This is a genomic window from Micromonospora musae, assembly GCF_003626635.1.
Classification (GTDB): Bacteria; Actinomycetota; Actinomycetes; order Mycobacteriales; family Micromonosporaceae; genus Micromonospora; species Micromonospora musae.
The window spans coordinates 389,967-414,104 of the sequence record NZ_RAZT01000004.1; the positions used below are offsets into that span (position 1 = coordinate 389,967).

At 72.4% G+C, this 24,138-nt stretch carries 18 protein-coding genes and 1 riboswitch; of the genes, 11 read left to right on the top strand and 7 right to left on the bottom strand.

Annotated features, from left to right (window positions below):
- Nucleotides 1–4: 4 nt before the first annotated feature.
- A complete protein-coding gene (locus D7044_RS10500) occupies nt 5–1,780 on the bottom strand; it encodes a glycoside hydrolase family 15 protein (RefSeq protein WP_233564933.1) in 1,776 nt (591 codons plus the stop codon).
- A 230-nt stretch (nt 1,781–2,010) separates the two neighbouring features.
- On the opposite strand from D7044_RS10500, the gene D7044_RS10505 reads away from it, so the two are divergent.
- The 11 genes from D7044_RS10505 (at nt 2,011) to D7044_RS10555 (ending at nt 17,326) form a co-directional block, all read left to right on the top strand.
- Nucleotides 2,011–4,455 (top strand): low temperature requirement protein A, encoded by a 2,445-nt coding sequence (locus tag D7044_RS10505; RefSeq protein WP_147434631.1) that lies wholly within the window; start codon nt 2,011–2,013, stop codon nt 4,453–4,455.
- A gap of 122 nt (nt 4,456–4,577) precedes the next feature.
- Complete coding sequence (locus D7044_RS10510; protein ID WP_120688704.1) at nt 4,578–5,198, top strand: TetR/AcrR family transcriptional regulator; 621 nt, start codon at nt 4,578–4,580, stop codon at nt 5,196–5,198.
- Nucleotides 5,199–5,335: 137 nt separating this feature from the next.
- Nucleotides 5,336–6,538: an FUSC family protein gene (locus D7044_RS10515; protein ID WP_233564934.1), complete on the top strand. Its 1,203-nt coding sequence runs from the start codon at nt 5,336–5,338 to the stop codon at nt 6,536–6,538.
- A gap of 99 nt (nt 6,539–6,637) precedes the next feature.
- Nucleotides 6,638–7,471, top strand: a complete 834-nt coding sequence (locus tag D7044_RS10520; RefSeq protein ID WP_120688705.1) for an ABC transporter ATP-binding protein — start codon at nt 6,638–6,640, stop codon at nt 7,469–7,471.
- Between the two features lie 37 nt (nt 7,472–7,508).
- Entirely contained in the window at nt 7,509–8,495 is a 987-nt protein-coding gene (locus D7044_RS10525; RefSeq protein WP_120674645.1) for an ABC transporter substrate-binding protein, read from the top strand.
- Complete coding sequence (locus tag D7044_RS10530; protein ID WP_233564935.1) at nt 8,492–10,597, top strand: iron ABC transporter permease; 2,106 nt, start codon at nt 8,492–8,494, stop codon at nt 10,595–10,597. Before D7044_RS10525 ends, D7044_RS10530 begins: the two co-directional genes overlap by 4 nt.
- A gap of 142 nt (nt 10,598–10,739) precedes the next feature.
- Entirely contained in the window at nt 10,740–11,552 is an 813-nt protein-coding gene (locus D7044_RS10535; RefSeq protein WP_120674647.1) for a TIGR02452 family protein, read from the top strand.
- 229 nt (nt 11,553–11,781) lie between these two features.
- Nucleotides 11,782–12,972 (top strand): low temperature requirement protein A, encoded by a 1,191-nt coding sequence (locus tag D7044_RS10540; RefSeq protein ID WP_120688706.1) that lies wholly within the window; start codon nt 11,782–11,784, stop codon nt 12,970–12,972.
- A gap of 139 nt (nt 12,973–13,111) precedes the next feature.
- Nucleotides 13,112–13,206: riboswitch (glycine riboswitch) on the top strand.
- Nucleotides 13,207–13,472: 266 nt separating this feature from the next.
- Complete coding sequence (locus D7044_RS10545; protein ID WP_120674651.1) at nt 13,473–15,221, top strand: amidohydrolase; 1,749 nt, start codon at nt 13,473–13,475, stop codon at nt 15,219–15,221.
- 250 nt (nt 15,222–15,471) lie between these two features.
- Complete coding sequence (locus D7044_RS10550) at nt 15,472–16,428, top strand: alpha/beta fold hydrolase (RefSeq protein ID WP_120688707.1); 957 nt, start codon at nt 15,472–15,474, stop codon at nt 16,426–16,428.
- Between the two features lie 10 nt (nt 16,429–16,438).
- A complete protein-coding gene (locus tag D7044_RS10555) occupies nt 16,439–17,326 on the top strand; it encodes a thioredoxin family protein (protein ID WP_233564936.1) in 888 nt (295 codons plus the stop codon).
- A gap of 46 nt (nt 17,327–17,372) precedes the next feature.
- On the opposite strand, the gene D7044_RS10560 is transcribed toward D7044_RS10555, so the two are convergent.
- The 6 genes from D7044_RS10560 to D7044_RS10590 all read right to left on the bottom strand — a co-directional run bounded on the left by D7044_RS10560 (nt 17,373) and on the right by D7044_RS10590 (nt 23,883).
- Entirely contained in the window at nt 17,373–18,188 is an 816-nt protein-coding gene (locus D7044_RS10560; RefSeq protein ID WP_120688709.1) for an SAM-dependent methyltransferase, read from the bottom strand.
- A gap of 218 nt (nt 18,189–18,406) precedes the next feature.
- Nucleotides 18,407–19,093: an SDR family NAD(P)-dependent oxidoreductase gene (locus tag D7044_RS10565; RefSeq protein WP_120674659.1), complete on the bottom strand. Its 687-nt coding sequence runs from the start codon at nt 19,091–19,093 to the stop codon at nt 18,407–18,409.
- A gap of 337 nt (nt 19,094–19,430) precedes the next feature.
- Nucleotides 19,431–20,102, bottom strand: coding sequence for an acetoacetate decarboxylase family protein (locus tag D7044_RS10575; RefSeq protein WP_233564937.1), 672 nt, complete (start codon nt 20,100–20,102; stop codon nt 19,431–19,433).
- A gap of 182 nt (nt 20,103–20,284) precedes the next feature.
- Entirely contained in the window at nt 20,285–21,250 is a 966-nt protein-coding gene (locus tag D7044_RS10580; protein WP_120688710.1) for an ROK family protein, read from the bottom strand.
- Between the two features lie 4 nt (nt 21,251–21,254).
- Complete coding sequence (locus D7044_RS10585) at nt 21,255–22,724, bottom strand: M81 family metallopeptidase (RefSeq protein ID WP_120688711.1); 1,470 nt, start codon at nt 22,722–22,724, stop codon at nt 21,255–21,257.
- A gap of 13 nt (nt 22,725–22,737) precedes the next feature.
- Entirely contained in the window at nt 22,738–23,883 is a 1,146-nt protein-coding gene (locus tag D7044_RS10590) for an ROK family transcriptional regulator (protein WP_120674665.1), read from the bottom strand.
- Nucleotides 23,884–24,138 lie beyond the last annotated feature (255 nt).

Sequence of the window (24,138 nt, forward strand, 5' to 3'; positions counted from 1 at the left end):
GGCCTCAGCCGACCTCGGTCTGCCCGAGGACCAGGGCCGTCTCCAGCATCAACGCGTGCACGAACGCCTGCGGCAGGTTCCCGCGCAGTTGCCGCTGGCCGACGTCGTACTCCTCGGTGTACAGGCCGGCGGGGCCGCACGCCGCACGGTTGCGCTCGAACCACCGCAGCGCGGACACCCGGTCGCCGGCTTGCCACGCCGCGAGCGCCGCCGTGAACCCGCAGAGCAGGAACGCGCCCTCGGCGTCGCCGAGCGGCCTGCGGTCCGGCCGGAACCGGTACAGGTAGCCGTCACGCTCCAGCTCGGCCAGCACCGCACGGCGAGTGGCCTCGGTACGCGGATCGTCCGCCGGTACCGCCCCGCGAATCCCGGGCAACAGCAACGCGGCGTCGACCCGCTCGTCGTCGTAGGCCCGCTGCCAGCGCCCGGAGGAGTGCCGAGCGTGCGCCCCGACGTCGGCGAGGATCGCGTCGGCGAGCGCCGCCCAGCGCCCGGCCACGGCGGTCGGCGCCACCCGGGCGGCGGCTCTCAGCCCGGCCACGCAGGTGAGCTTCGAGTGGGTCCACTGCTGGGCGGGCAGCTCCCAGATGCCCGAGTCCGGTTCGCGCCAACGTTCCTCGACGATCCGGGCGGCGAGGTCCAGCGCCCGCCACGAGTCGTGCGGTAACCGGTCATGGTGGGCCGCGGCGGCGAGCAGGAGCAGGACCTCCCCGAACGCGTCCAGCTGGAACTGCCGCCGGACCCAGTTGCCGACCCGCACGGGAGCGCCCGGGTAGCCCGGCAGGAATTCCAGGTCGGTCTGCGGCGGCACGGTCCCACCGGAGACGGTGTAGGCGGGCGCGAGCCGTTCGCCGTCGGCGAGCACCCGCGCGGTGAGGAAGGCTGCCGCCTCGTCCAGCAGCTCGTACCGGCCGGTCAGGGCGGCGGCCTGCCCGGCGAACGACTGGTCCCGGATCCACGCGTACCGGTAGTCGTAGTTGCGCCCGGCGTGGGCCCGCTCCGGTAAGGCAGTGCTCGCCGCCGCCACCATCCCGCCGCCCGGGCTGGTCAGGCCCCTCAGCACCGCGTAGGCGAGGGCGGCGTCCCGTTGCGCGTCGCCGCCGGCCAGGCGGGGTGTCGATGCCCGCCACCCCTGTTCGGTGATCCGCCAGAGCACGTCCGGGTCCGGCGGCGGCTCGACGAGCGGATCGACCGAGACCTCCAGCACCAGGTCGTGTCGCCCGCCCTTCGGCAGGTGCAGCTCACCCTCGAGCGCCTCGTCGTGCGTGAGGCGAAGCCGGTCGCCGCCGCTGTGCCGTACGTGCAACCCGCCCGTCCGGGCCGTCCACGAGCCGTCCGCGCGACGAGCGTCGACGAGCGGGGCCCGGCCGAAGTCGGCCCGGGGATCGAGCCGGACGCGGACGAGCGCGTCGCGGTCCAGCGCGTGGACCCGCCGCAGCAGCACCACCCGACGGGCGTCGCCGGGGAAGAGCAGTGCCTCGCGGGACTCCACGACGCCGTCGGTGGTCACCCAGCGGCTCACCCAGATCAACGACCCGGGCTCGTAGTGCCCGCTCCAGACGAACCGTGGGCCTACGGGCTCGACGAGATAGCGACCCCGCCCACCCAGCAGACCGCTGAAGAGCGGGGGATCGGCCCAGCCGGGGGCGCACAACCAGACCACGTCGCCGTCGGGGCCGATCAGCGCGCCGCGATGGCCGTCTGCGAGCAGGGCGTACTCCCGCAGCACCTGGGGTGCGCTGACCAGTCGTACCCGGGTCGGATCCCCGTCGTCCGACACGGCGCACCTCCTCCCGTCGCCACCGCGAACGCTCCCGCTACCCGCTGCCGGGCGATCCACACCAGGTGGGCGCGCCGACTCGCGGTGACCGCGCTGCGCCGACCGCCGCGGGCCGCCCCGGGCCCGTGCCTCGCCGGGTTCCCGAACCCCGGCCGGCGCCGGTTCGGTGCCCGCCCGGGCCATTGGCTGTTTCCGCGTCCGAACCATGTCCGCATAGGCACAGTAAGTGGGTGGACGACGGCGGGGAGGCGAACTCGCAGCGTGCGTTCGGGGCCGGTGGAGAGATCAAGGCCGCGACACACGGCGGGGTGACGCGCTCGGAACTCTTCCTGGACCTGGTCTTCGTCTACGCCTTCATCAACGTCACCCACCTCATGGCGGAGGGCCCAGCCCTGGACTCGCTGCTCCAGGGCGGGCTCGTGGTGCTGCTCATCTGGCGCAGTTGGGCCGGGTACGCCTGGGTGGGGAACCTGGTCCGGCTCGACCGCGGCGCGTTGCCGGTCGCCGTCTTCGCGGTGGCCATCGTGATCCTGCTCGTCGCGGTCGCCATTCCGGAGGTCTTCGTCAACCACTCGTTCGGGTTGGTCGGGCCGCTCGTCTTCGTCGTCGGCTTCCTGGCGACCCGGATCGGAGCCCTGCTGATCGTCTCCCGGGCCCGGCGTGGCGGTCCCCGCTGGTCGTCCACCCCGGCCCGGCTCGCCTGGCTGCCGCTCGCCGGCAGCGTCCCACTACTGCTGTGCGCGGTCCTGCTGCCCCAGCACCTACCACCCGGGCAGGGCGCGGAGATCCTCCAGCTCGTGCTCTTCGCGGTCGCGATCGTCATCGACTACTTCGGGCTGCGGGCGGCGGGGGCAGGGACGTGGCAGCTGGCGTCGGCCCGGCACTGGGCGGAGCGACACAACCTGATCATGCTCATCGCGCTCGGCGAGACGATCATCTCGATCGGAACGAGCCGCGGCTTCGGCGGCGACGTCCCCGTCACCTGGTCCATACTCGCCGGGGCGGCGCTCGGGCTCCTCGTCGTGGCGTTCCTGTGGTGGGCGTACTTCGACATCGCGTCGCCCTCCGGCGAGCAGGCGCTGGAGGGCACCCCGCCCCAGCACGTCCGGTCGCGCCAGGCCCGCGACGCCTACACCCTGCTGCACCTGCCGATGATCGGCGGGCTGATCCTGGTCGCGTTCGGGCTCAAGAAGGCGCTCGGCGGGACGCCCATCGGTGAGCCGGAGCACTGGACCGCGCCGGACCTCGGGGCTCTCTACGGTGGCGTCTTCCTCTACCTGCTCGGACTGGTGGCGTTCGAGTGGCGTACCGCCCGACGCATCGGTCGCGGCCCCGTGCTCGGCCTCGTCCTGGTGGCGCTGCTCTCCGTGCCGGCCCGCGGCCTGACGGCTCTGGGGTCGCTCACCCTCCTCGCCGGCGCCCTGGTCTGCCTGGTGATCGCCCATCTGACCGTGCTGCGAGGTCGTCACCAACAATTGCACCGCGACGTCGAGGAGACCGCCTCCCGGGAGGTCGACGCCACCCCCGAGGAGCTCTTCCTGGACCTGGTCTTCGTGTACGCGTTCATCCAGGTCACCGTGCTGATGATCCGGAACCCGTCGGTGATCGGGGTGCTCCAGGGGTTGGCCGTGCTGGCGCTGCTGTGGTGGTCGTGGGTCAACTACACCTGGTTCACCACGACGATCCGCAGCGCGGGCAACGCCCTGCGGCTCGTCGTCCTCCTCGCGGTGGCACTGACCCTGATGCTCGGCATCGCCACCCCCCAGGCGTTCAGCTACATCTCCGGCGGACTGCCCGGGCCGCTGATCGTGGTCACCGCGTACGCGGCGGTTCGCATCCTGCACCTGGTGGCGTTCTGGTGGGTGCTCCGGCACGACGCGGAACTCCGCGCCATCGTCGCCCGGGCGGCCGCGCCGACCGGCGTGGGGATCGCGCTGCTCTTCGGCGCGGTGTCGACCGGGGTCGTGACGGGGAAGCCGGTCAACCCGATCAGCACGTTCTGCTGGACCGTCGCCCTCGTCGTCGACGTGGGCGGCGGCTACCTCATCCGGTCCCGCAACTGGCGGCTGCGATCGGTCAGCCGGTGGATGGGCCGCTTCAACCTGATCATCCTCATCGCGCTCGGCCAGGCGGTGATCTCCACCGGCATCGCCGCCGGCGACCCGCCCGTCTCGATGGCCACCTTCCTCGCCGTGGGGCTCAGCGCCGCGCTGATCGCCGCGCTCTGGTGGACCTACGTCGGCAGCGACGTCGTCGTCGCCCAGCGCTTCGCCGAGCTGCGCACGAGCGGCGAACGTGGCGCGCTGGCCCGGGACGCCTACGCGTACCTGCACCTGTTCCTCGTCGTCGGCCTGGTGCTGGTCGCCTTCGGGTTGCGTACCACGCTGCCTCGGCCGGGGCACGACCTCGACGCTCCGGCGACGGTCGGGCAGGCCACGCTGGCCTGCGGAATCGTCGTCTACCTGCTCGCCGACCACCTGATCTGGCGACGCGCGAACCGTCCGATCGGTGGCCGGCGGGCGGCCAACCTGGTCGTCGCCGCGCTGGCTCCGGTGACGATCCTGCTGCCGATCATGTGGGCGTTGGTCGTCCTCACTGTGGCGCTGGTCCTGGCGCACCTGATCGGACGCAAGGCCATCCCGTCACCGGGCGCCGTGCTCGGCGACGGCAGATGAGCCCACGGCGACGGGGGAGCGTCGCGGGCCGGGTTCGTGCGGGTCGTGCCGAGCCTCGCCGACAGGCGGTCCGGTGCTCCGCGCCGGCTCCTGGCGGCCGGTGTCCCGATACGATCCGGTCCGTGGGGGTGGGCAGATATCACTCGCCGCGGCGCGCCGACGCCGCGGCGGCGACCAGGGCGATGATCCTGGCCGCCGGGCGCGAGCTCTTCCTGAGCCAGGGGTACGCGGGAACCACGGTGCCGCAGATCGCCCGGGCCGCCGGGGTCGCCGTACCCACCGTCTACTCCAGCGCCGGTGGGAAGGCCGACATCCTGGCGGCGCTGATCGAGCCGATCACCCGCGATCCCGCGGTCGCCGAGACGTTGGCCGCCATCGGCGGGAGTGCGGACGCCATCGAGATCCTCACGCTGCTGGGAGAGGGCGTGCGGCGGACCCACGAACGTCACTGGGACGTCATCGTCGAGCTCTTCCCGCAGAGCCAGTCGGAGCCGGCCGCCGCCGAGGTGTACGACCGGATCCTGCGCGCGTACCAGGAGGCCTTCGGCGCGGTGGCCGACCGGCTCGTCGGCCTCGGCGCGCTGCGCCCCGGCCTGAGTAGTGACGACGCGCTCGACCTCCTCTGGTTCTACCTGGGGCAGGCGGCCTGGCCCACGCTCGTGCGGGACCGCGGCTGGTCGTTGGAGCGGGCGGCGCGCTGGCTCACCGCCCAGGTCACCGGCGCGCTGCTGCCGGTCGGCTGAGCCGCCGCGCAACGGATCGGCCGCTCCGGCGCGGCGGTGCTCCCCCCGATGCCGGGGTCGCCCGTGGGCCGTCCTCCATCGCGGTCGGCCCGCGCGGTTGCCCGGTTTCTCGGACGTCGTCGTGGTACGAGTGCCCGGTGGATGCTGACGAGCGGGAACCGGCCGCCGACCGGTCACGCCGCGACCGGGTGACCGAGCGCGTCCGGGCCGCCGTGGTCGGAGCCCGGGGCCGAAGCCGCCGGGCCGGTCGGGTGCGGCTGCACCAGCTCGAAGTCGCCGTGGTCATCTCCCTCCAGGCGGGACTCGCCGCGGCGCTCGCCTGGTCGATCGGGCACGACCTGCTGGGTAACCCGTCGCCCGTCTTCGCGCCCTCCGCCGCGGTGGGCACGATCGTCGCCGCGCTCGGCCAGCGCGCCCGCCGCACCGCCGAACTGCTCCTCGGGGTCGGACTCGGCATCGCCACCACCGACTTCCTGCTGACGTTCCTCGGTACCGGGTTCTGGCAGACCGGGTTCATCGTCGGCTGCGCCATCCTGGCCACGCTCCTGCTCTTCGGGCGCGGCGGGGCGGCCGTGGGGCAGGCCGGGGGCACGGCGGTGCTGCTCGCGACCCTGGCTCCGGCCCAGAAGGATCTGGAGTGGCCGCGCATCGTCGAGGCGGCGGTCGGCGGCGCAGTGGGCCTCGTGGTGGTCGCGCTGCTGCTTCCGATCAATCCGATGCGGATCCTCGACCGCGACGCGGCCCCCGTCTACCGGTGCCTGGCCGATCAACTGCGGGAGATCGCCGCCGCCCTGGCGACCCGCGACCAGCAACGGGCGGTCCGCGTGCTGGACCGGCTGCGCGGCATGGGGCCGGACCTCGACCGGATGCACCAGGCGCTCAGCGGCGCCGAGGAGGTGGTCAGCCTCGCGCCGGCCCGTTGGCGACGCCGTCGGGACGTGGAGCGGTTCGCCCGCGCCACCGTGTACCTGGAGCGGGTCATCGAGCACAGTCGAGGGCTGGCCCGCCGGTCGGCGATGGCGCTGCAGTACGACGAGCGGATTCCTCCCGACCTGCCCGCCGGCGTCGGCGACCTCGCCGACGCGGTCGAACTCCTGCGCAGTGAGCACCGGGCGGGGCGTCCCGTCGAGCGAACCCACCAGCGGGTTCGGGACGCCGTGCAGCGGGCCGGCCGAGCCCAGGCGCTGGGGCTGGCGGACTTCGGCGACGCCGTGGTGAGCCAGCTGCGTACCGCCGCGAGCGACCTGCTTCGCGCCGCCGGCTGCGACCCCAGCTCCGCGAACCGCGAGGTACGGAACGCGATCCGGCGCGGCGAGGAATCCGTGCGCGGCACCGGGTAGCCGCGCGCCGGGCGCGGTGGATCTGCGCCGGGTACGCCGTGCGGGCGTGACCGGGCCCCACCTTGACAGCGGAACACTCGATTAGGTTAGCCTAACCTCATGTCAGAGCGGACGCCGTTCACCGGCGGCGAGCAGAGCTTGCGGGGGAGCGACCTCCGGTTGGGCTACCACGGGGTGACCGTGGTGCATGATGCGGCGATCACTCTCCGCGCCGGCGCGGTGACCGCTCTGGTGGGCCCGAACGGCAGCGGCAAATCCACCCTGCTGCGCTCCCTGGCTCGGCTGCACCCGATCGCCGCCGGCACGGTGCACCTCGCCGGCGGCGCCACCGCGGCCGGCCTGCCGGCCAAGGAGTTCGCCCGCCGGGTCACCCTGCTCGCGCAGAGCCGGCCGGTGCCCAGCGGGGTCACCGTCCACGACGTGGTCGGCTACGGTCGCCACCCGTACCGGGGGCGGTGGCGCGGCGAGGACCCGCAGGGCCCCGCGGCCATCAGCCGCGCCATGACGGTCACCGGCGTGGCCGCGATGGCCGACCGTCCGGTGGACGAACTCTCGGGCGGCGAGCTGCAACGGGTCTGGCTGGCGACCTGCCTGGCGCAGGACACGCCGGTGCTCCTGCTCGACGAGCCCACCACCTTCCTCGATCTGCGCTACCAGGTGGAGATCCTCGACCTGATCCGGGACCTCGCCGACGACCACGACGTCGCCGTCGGCGTGGTGCTGCACGACCTCAATCACGCCGCCGCCGTGGCCGACGAGGTGGTGCTGCTGCACGACGGCCGAGTCCGGGCCACCGGAACACCCGGTGAGGTCTTCACCGAGCAGGCCCTCACCGAGACGTACGGCATCCGTATCGAGGTCTCCGCCGACCCGGTCAACGGGCTGGTGACCACCCGTCCCGTGGGTCGGCACCTGACCCGAATCCCGGTCTGAAATCCGAGCACGTCACACACCCACGAGAAAGACTCCGATGAACCGTATCCGCGTTACCGCGATCGTCGCCGCGGCGGCCGCGCTGCTGTTGAGCGCCTGCGGCACCACCGAGAAGAACACCACGCCCGAGAGCTCGGCCTCCGCCGCCGCGACCGGCCCGGTGACCGTCACCGACAGCCGCGGCAAGGAGATCACCCTGAAGGCGCCGGCGACCAAGGTGGTGGGGCTCGAGTGGGGTGAGGTCGAGATGCTCGTCAGCCTCGGCGTCATGCCCGTGGGCGTGGCGGACCCCAAGGGCTACGGCACCTGGGTGACCGCCGCCAAGCTCGACCCGGGGGTCAAGGACGTCGGTACCCGCGGGGAGCCCAGCGTGGACTCCATCGTGGCCCTGCAGCCCGACCTCGTGGTGATGGAGGACGACCGGGGCGGTGCGCTGGTCAACCAGATCGAGAAGTACGTCCCCGTGCTGGTCGCCAAGGGCAGCGACGCCAAGGACAACCTCGGCCGGATGCGTACGGACCTCGGCATGATCGCCAAGGCGGTCGGCAAGACCACCGAGGCCGAGAAGCTGCTCGGCGACTTCGACGCCGCCCTCGCCGACGGCAAGAAGAAGATCGCCGACGCCGGCGCCGCCGGCCGCCCGTTCGCCATCGCCGACGGCTGGAAGGAGGGGAGCACGGTGAGCATCCGGATGTTCGGCCAGGGCGCGCTCGTCTCCCAGCTCGGCATCCAGCTCGGCCTGACGAACGCCTGGACCGGCAAGACCGACGAGGCGTGGGGCCTGGGCCAGACCGACGTCGAGGGGCTGACCGTCCTCAAGGACCCGAACCTGCACTTCTTCTACAACGCCTCCGACGGCGTCGACGTCTTCGCCGACGGCCTCGCCGGCAACGCCATCTGGAAGTCGCTGCCCTTCGTCCAGCAGAAGCACCTGCACCGGATGCCCGACGGCATCTGGACCTTCGGTGGGCCGCTCTCCGGTAAGCAGTACATCGACCAGTTCGTCAAGACCTACGCGGTGTGAACACCCTGACCGCGCCCCCGCGCCCGGAGCCGGCCCTCGCGCCGGCTCCGGCCGGGCCCCTCGCCAAGCCCCGCCTCGTCGGGCTCTTCGTCGCCGCGATCCTGCTCACGCTCGTCGTCGCGGCGGTCCACCTCACCCAGGGCACCTCCGCCGTCGGCGCCCTCGACCTGCTTCGGCTGGCCACCGGCGGCGACGACGAGGCGGCCCGCGTGCTGATCGCCTCCCGGCTGCCCCGGTTGCTCGCCGGCCTCACCATCGGCGTCGCGCTCGGCTTCGCCGGCGCCGCCTTCCAGTCGGTCGCCCGCAACCCGCTCGCCTCGCCGGACACCCTCGCCGTCAACGCCGGCGCCCACCTCGCCATCGTCGCCGTGGCCGCGTTCGGGATCGCGCTGCCCGCGCTGCCGGCTGGCGCCCTCGCCTTCGGTGGCGGCATCGCCGCGGCGGCGCTCGTGCTGGCCATGTCCGCCGGTGGACAGACCGGCACCACCCGGCTCGTGCTCGCCGGCTCGGCCACCGCCATGGCGCTCAGCTCGGTGACCACCCTGCTGCTGCTCCTCTTCGAACAGGCCACCATCGGCCTCTTCGCCTGGGGCAACGGCTCCCTGGTGCAGAGCGACCTGGTCGCGGTCCGCGAACTCGCGCCGGTGATCGGCCTCGCCGTCGTGGCGCTGATGCTGCTCGGGCACCGGCTGGACATTCTCGGCCTCGGCGACGACACGGCCACCGTCCTCGGTCTCGACGTGCGGCGCACCCGGGTGCTGGTGACCCTGCTCGCCGTCCTGCTCTCCGCCGCCGCGGTGACCCTGACCGGCCCGGTCGCCTTCGTCGGCCTCTGCGCGCCGGTGATCGTCCGCCTGCTCGGCCGGGTGGTGCCCGGCGTGCACCGGCACCGGATCCTGCTGCCGCTCTCCGGCATCACCGGGGTGCTCATCGTGCTCGGCTCCGACATCCTGCTGCGGGCCGTGATGGGCGGGCAGGCCGGCGTCGACATCCCCACCGGGGTCGTCACCACCCTCTTCGGAGCGGCCGTCCTGATCTGGCTCGCCCGACGGCACCGCGACGCCGGCCCGACCCGCCGCCCACCCGGCGGCCACGCGGCCGTCCGCAGCTCGACCTTCCACCGCTCGGTGGTCGCCGTGGCCGCGCTGCTCACCGTCGGGGCGGTGCTGGTCGGCATGCTCGCCGGGGACACCTGGGTGCTGCTCGGCGACATCGTCAACTGGCTGAACGGGAACACCGGGCCCGCGTACACCTTCGTGCTGGACCAGCGGTGGCCGCGGGTCGCGGCGGCGTTGCTCTCCGGTGCGGCCCTCGCGGTCGCCGGCACCACCGTGCAGGCGGTCTGCCGCAATCCGCTGGCCGAACCGGGCATCCTCGGCATCACCGCCGGTGCGGGCCTGGGTGCGGTCTCGCTGCTGACCTTCGTGCCGCTGGCCGGCGTCTGGGCCGTCTCCGGCGTCGCCGGGCTCGGCGCCCTCCTCGCCTTCGCCCTCGTCTACGGGCTCGCCTGGCGGGGCGGGCTCAGCTCGGACCGGCTGGTCCTGATCGGCTTCGGGGCCTGGCAGGGCGGCTTGGCCCTGATCACCTTCCTGATCGTCTCCTACGATCCGTGGAACACCGGCAAGGCCCTCACCTGGCTCTCCGGCTCCACCTACGGACGCACCGCCACCCAGGTGCTGCCGGTGGCGATCGCCCTGCTGGTCCTCACCCCGGCCGTGGTCGCGGCTCGGCGGGAATTCGATCTGCTCGCCCTCGACGACGACACCCCCCGGGTGCTCGGCGTCCGGCTGGAACGAACCCGGCTACTCGCCCTCGGGGCGGCGGCGCTGCTCACCTCGACAGCGGTCTCCGCCGTCGGCGTGATCGGATTCGTTGGACTGGTGGCGCCGCACCTCGCCCGGGCGCTCGTCGGTGGCCGGCACGCACGGGTCCTGCCGGTCGCGGCACTGCTCGGCGCGTTGCTGGTCAGCGTCGCCGACACACTCGGCCGTACCGTCATCGCGCCCGCGCAGATCCCCGCCGGCCTGGTCATCGCCATGATTGGTACGCCCTACTTCGTGTGGCTGCTCTGGCGCTCCCGCGCCACCGAGCGGTCCCGATGACGGCGGGGGCGCCTCGCCGGTGAACCGTCGCGGCTGCTCGACGGGGTCCGGGGTGGACGGAATACCGGTTGCCGGTGGGGGATCGCCTGCCTAGCCTGCTGGCTGTGCAGACCTCCACCCTCGCCCTGCGGCGGGCGCACCAGTGAGCAGTCGTCTCCGTGAGATCGCCCGGCATTCGGTGGCGATCGTCGAGTCGGGGCGGTACCGCTCGGGCTCCGGCGTGGAGGTCGACCTCGGCGAGGCGGTACCCGCCGCCATCGCCGGCACCCGGCACCATCTCCCGGACGATGTGCTCGTCCCGCCGAGCGCAGCGGTGGGCGCCGGTGTCGTCGAGGTGACGTACGAGACGACGTTGCAGGCCGCCCGGCGACTCGGGTCCGGCGCGGCAGCCCTGGTGTTCGCCTCGGCGAAGAACCCGGGCGGTGGGTTCCTCGGCGGGGCGAAGGCGCAGGAGGAGAGCATCGCCCGCTCGTCGGCGCTGTACCCGTGCCTGCTCGCCGCGCCGGATTTCTACGCCTTCCACCGGGCCCAGCGGGATCTGCGCTACAGCGACCGGGTGATCTACTCGCCGGGCGTGCCGGTGTTCCGCGACGACAAGGGTGTGCTGCTCGACGAGCCGTACGGCACGTCGTTCCTGACCGCCGCGGCCCCGAACCTCGGCGCGATCGTCCGCAACCAGCCCGAGCACGCCTCCGACGTGCCGGCGGTGCTGGCCCGGCGGGCCCGGCGGGTGCTGGAGGTGGCCGCCGCGCACGGACACCGGAGGATCGTGTTGGGCGCGTGGGGGTGCGGGGTGTTCCGCAACGACCCGGCCACGGTCGCCGGCGCGTTCGCCGAGGCGCTGCGGGCGGTGGGCCGGTTCGACCTCGTGGTCTTCGCCATCCGCGACGGTCTGGCCGGCACCCCGGTGTACCGCGCCTTCGCGGAACGTCTCCCGGGTGCCGCCGCGGGCTAGCCGACCGGCCACCCGGCGGCCCGTCCGTCGGCGGTGCGAGGGCGTCGGCGGGGCCGGCGGCTGCGGGTGGAGGTCCGGCAGCAGCGGACCTCGGGGGTGGGCGGAGGTTCGGACTTTCCGGACGTGCGGCCGTGGGGGAGGGCCTAGCCTGAAGGGCGCCACCGCTTCCTCGGCCGCAGGGAGCGGTTCGGCCGCGAATGGCCGCGACGAGGGCAGGAATGGCTGATCGATGACCGGGGCGAGACCGTCGGGGCTGATCCGGGATCCCCGGTCCTCGAGTCGATCGACGCTCCTGGAACTGCTCCTCGACGTCTTCTACATCGCCACGTTCGCGCAGTTGTCGATGCAGTTGGCCCGGGACCTCTCCTGGCGTGGGCTGGCGAATACGGTAATCCTGCTGCTGGCCGCCTGGTGGACGTGGTCGGTCATCGCGATCGCGACCGACTTCTTCGATCCCCGCGAGCGGGTCATCCAACGGGTTCTCGCCACCGGCATGCTCGGGGTGGGCCTCATGGCGGCGGCCATTCCGAGCGCCTTCGCCGAGCATGGTCTCCTCTTCGCCGGCGCGTACGTCGGCATCCACCTGGCCCGCGGGCTCATGCTGGTGCGGGCGTTGCGCGGGCACTTCGCGCAGCTCCGGGTGAAGCTGTTCCTGTTCTGGTTCGCCTTCTCCGGGCTGCTCTGGCTGGCCGGCGCGCTCACCGATCCGGAATTGCGTCGAGCGTTATGGGCTGCCGCCCTCGCAATCGAATACATCGTCGCCGCGCTGCGCTTTCCGACGCCCGGGCTGGGCCGGGTTCCACTCGAACAGTACGACCGGTTGACCCCGCATTTCGGCGAGCGATACCAGCAGATCGCCATTCTGGTGATCGGCGACCTGGTGCTGGCCTCCACGCTGGTGATCGGCGACCTGGTGCTGGCCTCCACGCTGAAACTCAGCATTCTGGGCTTCGCCACCGCGCGGGTCGTCATCTTCCTGGCGGCTATCGCCGCGGCGCTGCTGCTGTGGCAGATCTACGTGTTCCGGACCGAACTCCTCGTCGAGAGATCGGTGCGCCGGCACCCGCGTCGCGCGGTGCGCCTCGCGCCGTACGTCTACGTCGTTCTGGTGGCCGGGGTGATCGCGACGACCGCCGGAGTGGACCTCGCCCTCGCCGAGCCGTTCGGAAGCACGCACAGCGGTCTGGTCGCGCTCGTGGTCGGCGGCTCGTTCCTGTTCCTGCTCGGACGGGTGATCTTCGAGTACGAGCTCCTCGACCGGCTCTCCCGATCCCGGATCGGCTGGCTGGTGCTGATGATCGCGGTGATGCCGGCGCTGAAGCTGCTGGCCCCGATCTTCGTCGTGATCGTCAACGCCGGCATCCTGTTCGGCGTGACCCGTACGGATGCGTGGCGGGGTCGGCGCGACGCTGCCGCATAGTCCGGAGCCGATCCGCTGAGCGGTTTCATCGACCTGATTTCGTCGTGTCGACATCGAAGGCAGCCGAATCCTTGACTGAGCAACCATGGGACGAGGGTTGACATTCGGCCGCCTTCTGCGTTGGATCAAATAAGCCGTTTGAGGAGCTGCAGGAGAGTCCTCCCCCTGGCCAAGGGGGGCGCCGAAGGAGCAACCTCCCCGGAAACTCACAGGCCCAAGTACTGCAGTTCCGAGGCGCCACTGGAGAGCAGCGGCATGCGCCGCTCACCGAAGGGGGAAGCCGGCGAGAGCCGGGGACACTCTCAGGTACACAGACAGTGGGGACGGAGGGCGCCCGCCGCGTCCAATGGTCAGCCGGCTCATCGTCATGCCTCCGATCCCCCCTCCAGCCCTTCCTCCCGACGCGACTCCGTGACTCCGGGTCGCCGATCGTCCCTGGGCTTGTCGATGACCCGTCAGCGTGGCCGGTTGATCAGCTCTCAATCGAGGAGCGTTGCACCATGTGCGAAACCGATCATCTCGATCCGTCGGGTTACAGCCGTCGGGACCTGCTGGGGCTGCTCGGCATGGCCGGCGCCGGGTTGGCGATCGCCCCCGCGCTGGCGGCGGACCCGGCCCTGGCGGCCGCGTCGGACCTCGCGCTCGACCCGAAGACGATGCCGTCCGATCTCGTCAACTACGAGCCGCCGACGAACCTCGCCGTCGACTCGCAGGCCAAGGATGCCGCGATCTCGTGGATCGACCGCCAGTCGGAGCGGATCGCCGGTCTGAACGACCGGATCTGGGAGTACGCGGAACCCTCGCTGGCGGAGTGGAACTCCTCCTGGGCGGAGGCGCAGTTCCTGGCGGCCAACGGGTTCACGATCGAGTGGGGTGCGGGCGGCATGCCCACCGCGTTCGTGGCCACGTTCAGCCACGGCACCGGCAAGCCGGTGATCGGCTTCAGCGGCGAGTACGACGCGCTGCCCGGGTTGTCGCAGGAGAAGGGGAACCCGAAGCACAACCCGCTGGTCTACCACCATGACCCGTACGCCCCCACGTACGGCTTCGGCCACGGCTGCGGGCACTGCGCGCTGGGTGCCGCGGCTGCCGGCGCCGCGGCGGCGACGGCGGCGGCCATGAAGGCACGCAACCTCGACGGCACCATCAAGTTCTTCGGCTCCACGGCGGAGGAGCAGCTCGTCGGTAAGTCGGTCGCGGTGAAGGCGGGGGTCTACCGGGGGCTGGACGCCTTCGTCGACTGGCACCCGGCCACCAACAACAGCACCAGTTGGAGCTCGGGCAACGCGATGTACAGCGTCGCCTTCCACTTCCTCGGCACTGACGGTCACGGCGGCTCCCCGCTGGAGACCAGGTCCACCCAGGACGCGGTCACGGCGATGGCGATGCTCACCGAGTTCCTCCGCGAGAGCGACATGGCGCACACCGCCCGTATGCACCATGCGATCCGGCAGACGGGTCAGGCGCCGAACGTCTTCCCGACGCTGTCGAGCATCTGGTACTACGCGCGTGAGGGCAGTCCGGCCCGCTCGAAGGTCCTGATGGACAAGATCGTCAAGTGTGCGGAGGCAGCCGCCCTGGCGACCGGCACCCGGATGGAGCACCGCATCATGGGCGGCGTGTGGAACAAGCTCGGCAACAAGCGCGGCGCCGAGCTGATGTACGCCAACATGACGCAGGTCGGCCCGCCGACGTTCTCCGAGGCCGACCAGCGCTTCGGTAAGGCGCTGCAGCGGTCGAACGGTTCGGCGGAGACCGGCTTCTCGGGCACGATCAGTGAGCTTCGACCTCCGTCGCCGGTCTTCATGGGTGGCGGCTCGACCGATGTCGCCGACATCAGCTGGCAGGTGCCCACCATCTCCATGGGCACCGCGCACCAGCCCGGCGGTACGAAGAACCACTCGTGGCACCACACCGCCACCGCGGCAGCGAACCCGGGGCACGTCTCCATGCTGGCCGCCGCGAAGTACCTCGCGGCCACCACCGTCGACCTGCTGACCCAGCCGACCATCCTGGCCGAGATGAAGGAGGAGTTCGACCGACGCACTTCCAAGATCAAGTGGAAGAGCATGCTGCCGAACGACTATCAGCTCCCGCTCTACGAGCCGCCGAAGTGGTTCCTGCAGCGGACCGGACAGTCCTGGCCCCCGCGCGGGGTCAAGTGGCCGCCCCGGCGGATCGTCTCGACCGAGACCGCTCCGGACCTCGGGCCGGACCTGCCTCCGTCGAACCTTCCCCCGCTCGACTAGCGCAACCCGCGCCGCCGCCGAAGTTCACGTGAGCGGCTCGCGGCGGTGACACCTGGTCCGGTGTGGTGTCGGGTCGGCCCCGACACCACACCGGATCGGCCGTCTCCGCGCCGACGCCGGAAAGCCGCATATCGGCTCGCCCGCGCCCGCGCCCTGGTTAGGCTGACCCTGCCATGACCCTCGGTGGCCTGCGGCGTGAGGGGCCGGCGCCTTCGTCGCGCACCGGGTCGCGAGGCGAAAGGAGATCGTCGTGAGCTCGTCTTCGGCGCGGTACCCCGTCGCGGAGGGTCCCGGCACCGTCTCGCAGGCCCCGCAGCTCCCGGCGGGCTTCACCGACACCTTCGCCAGCCACTACGTGGAGGCCGGTGGAGTGCGTCAGCACGTGGTCGTCGGTGGTGCGGGGCCGCCGCTGCTGCTGGTGCACGGCTGGCCGGAGAGTTGGTACGCCTGGCGGCTGGTGATGCCGGCGCTCGCCCGGGACTTCGAGGTCATAGCGGTCGACCAGCGTGGCATCGGGCGTACCGACAAGCCCCGGGAGGGGTACGACAGCGCCACCCTCGCCAACGACCTGGTCGCGCTGATGGACGCGCTCGGCCACCAGCGGTTCGCCGTCGTCGGCCACGACACCGGCTACATCATCGCCTACGCGCTGGCGGCGGACCACCCGGACCGGGTCGAGCGCCTGGTCGTCGCCGAGATCCCCGGGCCGCCGGAGGTGGCCTCCGGACCGCCGCTGTTCCTTCCCGCACCGGTCAACAACAAGGTCTGGCACATCGCCTTCAACCGGGTCGACGACGAGCTGACCGAACAGCTGGTGAGCGGCCGGGAGGAGATCTTCTACGGCTACGAGTTCGCCATCCAGGGCGGGGAGCCGCTGCCGGACCACGCGCTGCGGTACTACTTCGACCTCTACTCCGACCCCGACGTCCGGCGCGGAAGCTTCGGGCTCTACCGCGCCTGGGACGCCACCCTCGCCCAGAACGCGCAGCGGAAGAGCCGACGGCTCGGGATGCCCGTGCTCGGAATCGGCGGAGAGCAGAGCTGGGGTGACCGCCCCGGGCAGGCCATGACGGCTCTCGCCGACGACGTGCAGACCGTGGTCATTCCCGGTGCCGGCCACTGGCTCGCCGAGCAGGCGCCCGAGGAGCTGCTCGCGGCGCTGACGACGTTCCTGGCTCCGTACCGGGGCGGGACGGCCGGCGGATGACGAGATCACGGTGACCGTGCGGCTGCCGCCCCTCGACGTCCGACGGTGGGTGAACTCGCCACCGCTGACACCCGACGCGCTCGCCGGCCGGGTCGTCCTCGTCGACATCTGGGAGTACACCTGCATCAACTGGATCCGCACCGCGCCCTACGTCAGGGCCTGGCACCGCGACTACGCCGACCGGGGCCTCACCGTGATCGGCCTGCACGCACCCGAGTTCGAATTCGGCAAGCACGCCGAGAACATCGACCGGGGCATCCGGGACCACCAGCTCAGCTATCCGATCGCGCTCGACGACGACTTCACGGTCTGGTCGGCCCTCGAAAACATCGCGTGGCCGGCCCGCTACCTCTTCGACGCGGACGGCAAGCGCGTGGCCCGGTGGATCGGGGAGGGCGAGTACGACCGGACGGAGGCGGTGCTCCGGCAGCTCCTGGTGGACCGGGACCCCGATGTCGAGCTGCCCTCGGTCACCCCGGAGGTGGCTACCTTCGCGGCGACCGAACAGCCCTCGTACGCGGGCGTGACCGAGGAGACGTACCTCGGCGTCGACCGGCGGCTGCCGGGCGCCTTCGAGCTGACCGGCGACTGGCGCGGCAGCGGGGACTACGTCGAACTCGTGCGCGGCGCCGGCGAGATCGCGCTGCCGTTCGACGCCGGTGAGGTGAACCTCGTCGTCGAACCCGGATCGTCCGGCCGGGCCGCGCTGCGGGTGCTGCTGGACGGGCGGCCGGTGGCGGACCGCGGTGGCGCCGACGTCGACGCGGACGGGGTGGTGCGCGTCGACCGGCCGGGCATGGTCCGGCTCGTCGCCGGCGCGGCGCGCGGAGACCACCTGCTCACCCTCGTCGCCGAGCAGCCCGGTTGCCGCGCATACGTCTTCACCTTCGGCCCCTGACCGCGAGAGCGGCCGAGGCGCTCAGGCGAGCCTCATGAAACAGACCTTAGGGGACCCGGCCGACGGCACCCAGGCCGGCGCTACGCCGGGGGTCGTCGGCGAAGTACTGCGGGTCGTCCGGGGCGGGCCGCCACAGCGGTAGCCACACCACGCCTGGTTCGACGAGTTCCAGCCCGGCGAAGAAGCGCTCGAACTGCGACCGGCTACGCAGACCGAGCGGGGTCGTGGTGCGCCGCCGGTAGATGTCGTGGGCGACGTCGAGCTCGTCCTGGTCGTGCCGTACCTCGTCGGTGGTCGCGTGCGACATCACGAGGTGGCTTCCCGGCGCGAGCGCCGCGCGCAGCCGGTCGACCGCGCCGTAGGCGACATCGTCGTCGGGCACGAAGTGCAGCACGGCCGCCAACAGCAGACCGACCGGCCGATCGAGGTCGAGCAGGGCGTTGACCTGCGGGTGCGCGAGGATGCTCGTCGGCTCGCGGAGGTCGCCGTGCACGGCGGCGGCCAGCTCGTTGCCCTTGAGGATCTCCTCGCTCTCCGCCACCGCCACCGGGTCGATGTCCACGTAGACCACCCGGGTCTCCGGCGCGATCTGCTGGACGATCTCGTGGACGTTGCCCACGGTGGGGATGCCGGAGCCGACGTCGAGGAACTGCCGTACGCCGGACTCGGCGAGGTGACGTACGGCGCGCCGCAGGAACGCTCGGTTGGTCCGGGCCAGCTGTGGTCCCAACGGAAGCACCCGCATCATCGCCTCGGCGGCTTCCCGGTCGGCCGGGAAGTTGTGCGTGCCGCCGAGGTAGTAGTCGTAGATCCGGGCCGCGGTCGCCGGCTTCGCCTCGTTCTCGTCGCTCGTACCGACCATGCCGGTCCCCTCCGTCGGTAGTGCGCGGTCCTCCGGGTCTCGCCCGCGCCGCCGGGCGTCAGGTCACCGGCCCCGCACGGACGTCCACAAGGGATGAACCGACACCCTACCGCCGGCTGCGTTCCGGCGCAGCCCCCCGGCGGCCGCTGCACCTGATACGCCGAACGGCCGCCGGGAATCCCCGGCGGCCGCTCGGCTCACGGCTGTGTCGACCGGGGTCAGCCGGCCAGGACCCCACCCTCGATGAAGAGTTCCTGCGCGTTGATGCCGCCGTTGCGCAGCAGGAAATCGGTCGCGTCGACGATCTCCGCCATCGTCACGAGCCGGCCGATCGGGGTGCGGGCGACGTGCGGGTGGTTGGGCATGTCGCGCCACTTCGGGCTGTCACCGACGATGCCGGAGTGCAGCGCGTTGATCCGGTACGGCGCGATCTCGACGGCGAGGGTCTTCACCAGGCCGGTGAGGCCGGCGTTGTGGGTGGTGACCATCGTGGAGCCGGGGTACGGGCGGTCCTTGGCGACGCCACCGAAGAGCACCACCGACGCGCCGGGGCGGAAGCGGTCGCGCAGGACCCGCACCGTCTCGGCGTAGCCGACCAGCTTGATGGTCACCGAGGTGATCGCCGCCTCCAGGTCGAACGCGCCGAGGCTGTTCGGGGTCTGGCTGGTGGCGGTGATGACCAGGTTGTCGACCTCGGTGACGTCGCCGAAGGCGGCGGCGATGGTCTCCGGTCGGGAGAGGTCGGCGCCCAGCCCTCGGGTCGCGCCGCCGATCTCCGCGGCGACCTCCTCGGCGCGCGCCTTGTCCCGGCTGGTGATGACGACGGTGTCCCCGCGGTCCGCGAAGTGCTGTGCGATGGCCCGGCCCAGCCCGTTGCTGCCGCCGACGATGATGGACGTGCTCATTGGCCCTTTTCCTCCCACCGGTCATCTCTTGATCGGCAATTACCGACAGTAGCGCGGCGGCGTTCGGGATCCGCTCCGGGATGCCGGGCGAGCGCGCGGTCCCGCGGCCGGTGGTGGCCGGGGTCACACCGACTTCTCGTGGCGCGGCGAGGAGACCCCGGCGCTGCTGGAGCCGCCGTACCACACGCCGGAGGACACCATCGCCAAGAACATCAGCCTCGAGCGGCTGCAGGTGTCGCTGGAGCTGATCGGTTGCGCCACCTACGCGACCGCCCGCTGAACGTTCCGCCCGTGGTGCCGGAGCTGGCGCCACGGGCGGAACCCGGGATTCCGGCGGTCAGTCGAGCACCGACTCTCCGCCGGGATAGGCGAACGACGAGCGCGGCGAGTAGAAGCCCCAGACGACCTCCAGCGGATCGGCCGGGCGCAGCGCGTACACCGGGTGCTCGGGCTCGAGGAACTCCAGCGACTCCACCTCGAAGGGGTCGACCGGCTCCGCCACGAAGGGGTAGTTGCCGCTGACGAAGGCGCCGTCGACCCGGGTGAGGTAGCGCAGCTGCCCCCGGTTCACCGCGTCACCGGTGCGCCCGACCCGGGCCGTCGCCCTGATCACGGGCACGCCGTCCGCCTCGGTCGTGGCGACCAGCCGCTTGCCCCGTACCTCGATGGTGGTGGTCCCCGCCGTCGCGGGCACGCCGCGGGCGGTGGCGTACGCGCGGACGACCGGGCTCGAGTTGAAGTAGTGCGTCCACCAGCGACCGGGAGTGATCCCGTCGGGGGCGTCGACCCCGGAGAGGTCCGGCCCGATGTACGTCAGCGAGTAGGCGCCGAAGCCGGAGGTCTGCCCCGGGTCGTCGACGACGTACTGGTTCATGAAGACCTGCCGGTTCGGTGCGGGCTTCAGCCCGTCGGGCACGAGCGCGGCCACGGCCTCGGGGTCGGCGGGCGTCCACCCGAAGTAGAGCATCCTGCTGTTCACGACGAGCTGCGGAGCGACGAGTTCGGTCACGAGGGGTCCCTTCCGCGTGGCATCGATCTGTAGTCGCGACGCTACGGAGGGGTCACCCGGCAGACAACGACGGATTGCCGACATGCGACGGTCCGGTGCGACGCCGTCCGGCGCGGCTCGACCGGTGTCCCGGCCGGGGCGACGAGCGACGCCCGCCCCGGCCCGGATCCGGTGATCCGCCGTCAGTCGGTGGGAGGCACCTGCTCGGGGGCGCCCCAGCCGTCCGGAACGGGCAGACCTGCCTCCCGTCGGGCCAGCACTGCCGCGCCGATCTGTGCGGCCTGGGCGCCGAAGGCGGAGCGCAGCACCGGTGGCGGCGTCCGCCAGGCGAGGGCCGCCCGGAGGGCGTCGCATACCGGGTCGAAGAAGAGCGCGCCCGCGTCGGCCAGCCCGCCACCGAGCACGATGCGAGCCGGGTCGATGGTCAGGGTGAGAGTGGCCAAGGCGGTCCCCAGGGCCCGGGTCGCGTCGTCCCACACGGTGCGGGCCACCGGATCGGTGGCCACCGCGTCGGCGATGGCCCGACTGTCCAGTCCGGACGTTCCGCCGGCCCGGGCGTAGCGGCGGGCCAGGCCGCCGGCGGAGGCGTACACCTCCAGGCACCCCCGCTGGCCGCAGGTGCAGGGCTCCCCACCCGGGTAGACCGGGATGTGGCCGACCTCGCCCGCCGAGGCGGTCGCGCCGGAGACCGGCACGCCGTGCACCACCACGGCCGCGGCGATGCCGGTGCCCAGCGGCAGCAGCAGGAAGTTGTCGAGTCCGCGGGCCGCCCCGCCCACCGCCTCGGCGACGCCGGCCGCGCGCGCGTCGTGCCCGACCGCGACCGGAAGTTCGAGGTCGTCGCCGATCAGGGCGCGCAGCGGCACGTTGCGGAATTGGAGGTTGGCGGCGTACCGCACCACCCCCTCGACCTCGTCGACGAGGCCCGGCGTGACCACCCCGATCGCGGCGGGGGTGACGCCGAGGGCGAGCGCGTCGTCGCGCAGCCGGCGGCAGAGCGACCGGACCGCCTTGACCGGGTCGTCGTCCGCCTGCGACGGCACGACCAGCGAGTGCCGGATCTGGCCGTCCTCGCCGACCACGGCGCCCTTGATGGTCGTCCCTCCGACGTCGACGGCGAGGACGCACTGCTCTTCGGGTCGGGTCACGCGATCACCCGGTCACCACGGTGAGGTCCGCGGTGAAGTCGCGGTCCAGCGGGAACATCGGCCGCAGCACGTTCTGGTACGGCAGCCGCAGGAGGTCCTGGTCGACGCCGCCCGGTGTGAGGGCCAGTCGCCAGTCGCCGGCCGCGTCGAAGAGTTCGGGCTCGAGATAGCCGATCTTCACCACGACGAGGTCGACCTGGTCGACCGCGATCCCCAGTCGTGCGTAGGAGCTCAGCAGGCGGTACTGCATCCGGCGGGACGTGACGAGGACACTGACACCGCCGACCCGTACGCTCGCGCACCGCCCGCCGTCGGGGTCGTCGGCGACCGCCTCCAGGATCCCGTCGAGGGGCAGCGGCCCCGGGTCGCGGGAGTCGATCCGCCCGCCCACCGTCACCCGGACCGGTGCGCCGAGCGGCTGGTCGGCGATCTGCGCCACCGCCTCCGGGTCGACCAGCGAGGCGAAGACGGCGCGGCGGGAGCCGTCGCGCAGCTCCGGGCGGGCCAGCATCCGTTCGAGGGCGAAGGTGACGTCGTCGGCGCCGCCCGCGCCGGGGTTGTCGCCCGAGTCGCTGATGAAGAAGGGTCGCCGGGCCGGGTCGGCGACCGCGGCCAGGGCGGTGTCGAGGCACTCGTCCATGGTGCCGGTGGGGGCGACGAAGGCGAACTCCTCGCGGGCCTCCCAGAAGTGGCCGCCGATCTCACGCGCCGCCTCGGCGGTGGCGTCGGCGTCGGTGCCGGTGACCACCACCGCACCCTGACAGCGCGGCTGGTCGGCCCAGGCGAACCCGATCCAGATCGCCGCGTCGACGATGCCGTCGCGCGCCTCGACCTCCGGGATCCGCGCGTAGAGTCCCCGGGCCGGCTCCTCGCGGGTGCTGGTCATCTCGCCCGGCAGCAGGATCGGCACGTGGACCAGAGCCTTGTGCGGGCGCTGCCGCCGGCGCAACGCCTCGACCAGGTTCCGGGCGGCGCGCTCGCGGGTCTCCCAGACGTCGACGTGCGGTGCCGTGCGGTAGCAGGTGAGCAGGTCGCAGGCGTCGAAGAGCACCTTCGAGACGTTGCCGTGCAGGTCCATCGCCGCGGAGACGAACGGCTCCGGCCCGATCGCCGAGCGGACGGCGGTGACCAGTTCGCCCTCCGCGTCGTCGAGCCCGACGACGCTCATCGCCCCGTGGATGTCGAGCAGCATGCCGTCGAGCGGGCCGGCGGCGGCGAGCTTCTCCACCAGCTCCGTGGCCCAGGCCTGGTACGTCGCCGGCTCCACCGCACCGCCGGGCAGGGCCCGGGCGTGCACGAGCGGGATCCACTCGACGTCGATCGCCCAGGGGCGGGCGGGGGAGAGCCAGTCGTATCGGGCCAGCAGCGCGCCGCCCCGAGTGACCTCGAAGTCGTCGGCGCTGCTCAGGTGGGGCGAGAAGGTGCTGGACTCGATGTGGATTCCGCCGATGGCGATGCGGAGTGGGCGTGGCACGGGTGGTGGCTCCTCAGGAGAGTCGTACGTCAGCGGTCGTGCGCAGCAGGTGCCCGAGGCCGACCAGGGCCGCGTCCGGGCCCGCGATGCTGGCTTCGATGGTCAGGGACTGGGTCATGGAGGGTAGGCAGCGTTCGTAGAGCATTCCGCGGGTCGCGGCTACGTAGACGTCGAGGCTGGAGAGGGCGCCGCCGATGACGACGCTGTCGGGGTTGAGGAAGTTGACCAGGCCGGAGAGGGCCACCCCGAGCAGCCTGCCGGCGTGGCGCACCATGGTCACCGCGGTCGGGTCGGCGTCGCCCACCGCCGTCACGATCTCGGCGACCGTGGTCGCCGACGACCCCTGCTCGGCCAGCTCGCGGGCGAGGGCCGCGCCGCTGGCGACGGTCTCCAGGCAGCCCCGGCTGCCGCAGGAGCAGTGCCGCTCGCCGCCCTCCGCCACGGGTACGTGGGTGACGTCGCCGCTGAGCCCACGACCGCCGCGGTAGATCTGCCCGCCGCTGACCAGGCAGGCGCCGATGCCGGTACCGGCCTTCACGTAGATCATGTCGCCGGCCACCCGGCTCCGGGTGACGTACTCGCCGATGGCCGCCGCCTTGGCGTCGTTGTCGACGACCACCGGCACCTGGAAGCGGGCGCTGAGGTCGGCCCGCGCGTCGACACCGCTCCAGCCGGGCATCCGGGCCGGTCCGACCAGGCGCCCGTGCGGGAACTCGACCGGGCCCGGCAGGGCGACGCCGACGCCGAGCAGCGGCTCGCCGGGCGCGGACGCCGACCGGAGTCGCGTGACCGTCGCCGCGACGACGTCGAAGACGTCGCCGGGGCCGGCGGCGATGTCGATCGCCACCTCCTCGGTGGCGCGGAGCCCGCCGCCGGGCGCGCACAACCCGACCCGGGCGTGCCGGCCGCCCAACTCCGCGACGGCGAGGAACCCCTCGGCCTCCCGCAGTCGCAGGATCCGGGGGCGACGCCCGCCGGTGGACCGACCCACGCCCTCCTCCAGGATCACGCCCTCCTCGAGCAGCCGGCGCACCACCGTCGTGACGGTCGAGGGGGCGACCTGGAGCGCCTCGATGAGGTCCGCGCGCGAGCTGGCCGCACCGCTGGCCAGCAGGTGAAGCGTCTGATCACGCAGAGTGGCGGAGATCGGTGCTTCCAAGATGTCTCTCCTTGCTCGGGCGGTCCTCCGGCGGCGCTGCCCAGTGTGTCGCAGGGCCAAAGCAAGGTTGCGCTCCGGAGTCCGCGCGGGAGAGCATCTTTCGATGCCTCGCCGACTTCGATCATAACCCGGCGAAAGTCAGCGAATAAAGAGGGAACTTTTCGTTGACTCAGAACTTCGGCATGGATAGATTCTCCGCGTTGATCGTCGAGGATCGGCACCAGGCGGCGGTACCTGTGGCAAAGCCGCCGGCGC